Source organism: Acidimicrobiia bacterium (assembly GCA_040881685.1).
In the GTDB taxonomy this organism is placed as follows: domain Bacteria; phylum Actinomycetota; class Acidimicrobiia; order IMCC26256; family PALSA-555; genus SHVJ01.
The window spans coordinates 1-4,203 of the sequence record JBBECS010000022.1; the positions used below are offsets into that span (position 1 = coordinate 1).

Sequence of the window (4,203 nt, forward strand, 5' to 3'; positions counted from 1 at the left end):
CCCCCCCCCCCCCCCCCCCCCCCCCCCCCCCCCCCCCCCCCCCCGCGACCAGAGTGGTGGGCCATTAGGTCGACGATCGGACCGACAACGTGGCGGGACGGCTGGGGCCGGGCCGCAGCAAAGGAGATGTAGTGATGGAGCGTGACGAAGCACTGACGGCGCTGCGCGAGGTTGCCGTCGAGGTGCTGAGCGTCGAGCCCGACGTCGTCGCTGACGCGGCTCGATTCAAGGAAGACCTCGACGCGGACAGCCTCGACCTGGTCGAGCTCGTCATGGGCCTGGAGGAGCGCTTCGACATCTCGGTGCCCGAAGAGGATCTCGAGGGTGTCGACACCGTCGGCAAGGCCGTTGACCTGGTGCTGGCCAAGGTGGCCGCCAAGGCATGAGCGACGCGCTGACCGATCATCGCGGCCGCCCGCGAGTCGCCGTCACCGGGTTGGGGGTCAAGACCCCGGCCGGCACCGACGTCGACTCGTTCTGGGCAACCATCCGCGCCGGTCGGCCGACCGCGGGCCCCATCCAGGCCTTCGACTCCTCCGACCAGCTCGTGCACTTCGCCTGTGAGGTGCACGACTTCGATCCCGAGACGTACCTCGGACCGAAGGAGGCGCGTCGGCTCGACCGCGTGACCCACCTCGGCTTCACCGCGGCGATCGACGCACTTGCCGACGCCGGTGAGGTGAACGCCGACCCAGGACGCTGCGCGGTGATGGCGTCGACGGGGATCGGTGGTCTCAGCACCCTCGAGGACAACTGCAAGGCGTACTTCGACCGTGGTCCGTCACGTGTCAGCCCGTTCTTCGTGCCGATGATGATGCCCAACGCCACTGCCGGTGTGATCTCGATGCACCTCGGCTGGACCGGTCCGGCGTTGTGCATCGCTACCGCGTGTGCCGCTGGCACGAACGCGATCGGCGAAGGTGTCCGCCTCATCCGCGACGGCTCGGCCGACGTGGTGTTGGCGGGTGGCACCGAGTTCCCGATCACACCGATCACGATCGCCGCGTTCGCTCGTATGGGCGCATTGAGCAGCCGGCACGACAATCCCCAAGGCGCCTCGCGCCCGTTCGACGCGAATCGGGACGGCTTCGTGATCGCCGAAGGTGCCGGCTTCGTTGTGCTCGAGTCGGTCGAGCGCGCTCGCGCCCGCGGCGCGCGCATCTACGGCGAGGTCGCCGGCTACGGGCGCAACTCCGACGCGTACCACATCACCGCGCCCTCACCCGGTGGCATCGGCGCTGCCGCGTGCATGCAGCAGGCGATCGATGACGCCGGCGTCGCACCGAGCGAGATCGGCCATGTGAACGCGCACGGAACGTCCACCGAGCTCAACGATGCATCGGAGGCCGAGGCGATCCGCAAGGTGTTCGGCGACGACACACCGCCCGTCACCTCCAACAAGGGATCGCTGGGCCACATGATCGCCGGGGCCGGTGCCGCGGAAGCGGTTGCCTCGTTCTTGTCGATCCGCGACGGCGTCGTACCGCCCACTGCGAACATCGAGCGGGTTGGAGACGACATCGGACTCGACGTGGTGTCGGGCACCGCGCGCGAGATCGGTGCCAAGCCGGTGCTGTCGAACTCGTTCGGCTTCGGCGGACACAACGCAACCTTGGTGTTGATCCCGAGCGCTTGAGGGAGATCCGACCCCCCACGCCGCTCGTTGGGCAGCGCAGCGATGCTGCAACCGCATCGCTCACGGAGATCGATGGGCGCTCGGTCAGCACCTTCCGGATCGAGGGCGGCAAGCATGTGGGCGCGATCGGTCCGCCCGAGGGTGAAGTGCTCCAGCGCGCGGTCCGCGTCGCCATCGATCTCGGCATCCCCCTGGTCGGCACGATCGCATCCTCAGGTGCAGACGTGGTCGAGGGTGTCGCTTCGCTCCACGCCTGGGGGCGCGTCGCGCGCGGGCTCGTCGATGCCTCAGGCGTCGTCCCGACCATCCTGAGCGTCGTCGGCCCGTGCGTGTCCGGACCGGCCTTGCTGCTCGGCATCGCCGACGTCGTGGTCATGACCGACGATGCGTTCGCCTACGTCAGCGGACCAGACACCGTGCGCGCGTTCACGGGGATCGATCTCGACAACCGAACTCTCGGTGGATCGGCGCTCCATGGTACGCGCAGTGGCGTTGCGTCGTTCGTCGTCAGCGACGAAGGCGCGGCTCGTGACGTGGTTGCCGCGGTGCTCGAGTACCTGCCGGCCAACCACATGGACGATCCGCCGCGATTCGTGACCGCGGATCCCGTCGACCGCGACTGCGCAAAGGCTGCGACCGCCGTACCCGGACGACCCAGCGCGTCGTACGACATGCGTCTCGTGATCGAGGACGTGCTCGACGAGGACTCGTTCCTCGAGCTGCGGGCGGCGCATGCGGCAAACCTCGTGACGGCTCTCGGCCGACTCGACGGGCAACCGGTGGGCATCGTGGCGAATCAGCCGAACCAGCGAGCGGGAACGATCGACATCGAGGCGTCAGAGAAGGCGGCTCGCTTCGTGCAGTGGTGCGACTGCTTCAACCTCCCGATCATCACGTTTGTCGACACGCCAGGATTCGAACCGGGCAAGGACTTGGAGTGGCGCGGGATGATCCGTCACGGGGCTGAGCTCGTGTACGCGTACGCCGCGGCATCGGTACCGCGTGTTGCGGTCGTGCTGCGCAAGGCATACGGCGGTGCGTACATCGTCATGGATTCCAAGGGTCTCGGGAACGACTGGTGTGGTGCCTGGCCCACCGCGGAGATCGCGGTCATGGGTGCACCGGGAGCGGTCCAGATCCTGCACGGACGGCGCTTGGCCGGGATCACCGACTCGGATGCTCGCAACCGTGAGCAGAGCGCGTTGGTGGAGGAGTACGAGGAGCGCTTCGCAAATCCGTACGTTGCAGCCGAACGCGGCTTCGTCGACGAGGTGCTCGCAGCGGTGGATACGCGTCGCGCGGTCACCGCGGCGATCCAACGGCTGTCGACCAAGTCGGAGGCGCGACCTCACCGGCGGCACGGCAACACACCCCTCTAGACTCCGTCGTTCATGCTGCTCGAAGGCAAGCGCATCCTGGTCACGGGTGTTCTCAACGACGCGTCGATCGCTTTCTCGGTCGCGCGCCGCGCGCAGGAGGAAGGTGCGGAGGTCGTACTCACGTCCTTCGGCCGGATCATGAGCCTGACCAAGCGCGCTGCGAAGCGTCTCCCATCCGAGCCAGAGATCATCGAGCTCGATGTTTCGAGCCCCGATGACCTCGAAGCGCTCGCTGGTCGCGTGGGAGGCCACGTCGATGGCGTCCTGCACGCGATCGGCTTTGCACCAGAGTCGTGTCTCGGCGGCGGCTTCCTCGACGCACCATGGGACGACGTGGCCATCGCGCTCCAGGTCTCGGCGTACTCGCTCAAGTCGCTCTCGGTCGCCGCGCTCCCGATGATGGACCGCGGGGGCTCGATCGTCGGCCTCGACTTCGACAACACCCAGGCGTGGCCGATCTACGACTGGATGGGCGTTGCGAAGTCTGCGTTCGAGTCCACCGCTCGCTACTTGGCGCGGTACCTCGGACCGCAGGGGATCCGAGTGAATCTCGTCTCGGCCGGGCCCGTGCGAACGATGGCCGCACGAAGCATTCCTGGCTTCGAGCATTTCGAAGAGGTCTGGGCCTCACGCGCGCCGCTCGGGTGGGATGTGAAGGATCCCGAACCGGTCGCGCAGGCGTGCATCGCGCTTCTGTCCGACCTCTTCCCCGCGACGACCGGGGAGATGCTGCACGTCGACGGCGGCTTCCACGCTGTGGGAGCGTGATGGTGAGCTCACTAGGGGGCGCGTGATGGCCAAGAATCTCTCGACCGACGAATGTCTTGCGCAGGTACCACTCTTCAAGGACCTCTCGAAGAAACACCTCCAGCACATCGCATCGCTCGCGACACGGCTCGATCTCCCGGCCGGACGGGAGCTGACCACCGAGGGCGCGACGGGGCACGAGTTCCTCGTGGTCCTCGACGGTGAAGTCGAGGTCCGGGTCGGCGATCGGGTCGTCGCCACGCGCGGACCTGGTGAGTTCTTCGGCGAAATCGCGTTGCTCGAGCATCGACCTCGAACGGCGACCGTCGTCGCGAAGACTCCGGTCGTCGTCGAAGTGATCGGTCAGCGCGAGTTCACCACGATGCTCAACGACGAGCCCGAGGTGAAGGCGCAGCTCGAGGCGGCGATGGCGCAGCGCCT

At 67.5% G+C, this 4,203-nt stretch carries 5 protein-coding genes; all 5 read left to right on the top strand.

Annotation, left to right across the window (positions count from 1 at the left end; all coding sequences use genetic code 11):
• Positions 1–134 precede the first annotated feature (134 nt).
• Positions 135–386: an acyl carrier protein gene (acpP, locus tag WEE69_06155; GenBank protein ID MEX1144868.1), complete on the top strand. Its 252-nt coding sequence runs from the start codon at positions 135–137 to the stop codon at positions 384–386.
• Complete coding sequence (gene fabF / locus WEE69_06160) at positions 383–1,636, top strand: beta-ketoacyl-ACP synthase II (GenBank protein ID MEX1144869.1); 1,254 nt, start codon at positions 383–385, stop codon at positions 1,634–1,636. The genes acpP and fabF overlap by 4 nt, the downstream gene beginning before the upstream one ends.
• On the top strand, positions 1,633–3,015 hold the full coding sequence (locus tag WEE69_06165; GenBank protein ID MEX1144870.1) for a carboxyl transferase domain-containing protein: 1,383 nt from the start codon (positions 1,633–1,635) through the stop codon (positions 3,013–3,015). The genes fabF and WEE69_06165 overlap by 4 nt, the downstream gene beginning before the upstream one ends.
• Before the next feature lie 12 nt (positions 3,016–3,027).
• Entirely contained in the window at positions 3,028–3,783 is a 756-nt protein-coding gene (gene fabI / locus WEE69_06170; protein MEX1144871.1) for an enoyl-ACP reductase FabI, read from the top strand.
• 25 nt (positions 3,784–3,808) lie between these two features.
• The coding region (locus WEE69_06175) for a cyclic nucleotide-binding domain-containing protein (protein MEX1144872.1) at positions 3,809–4,203 on the top strand (395 nt) is incomplete at its 3' end.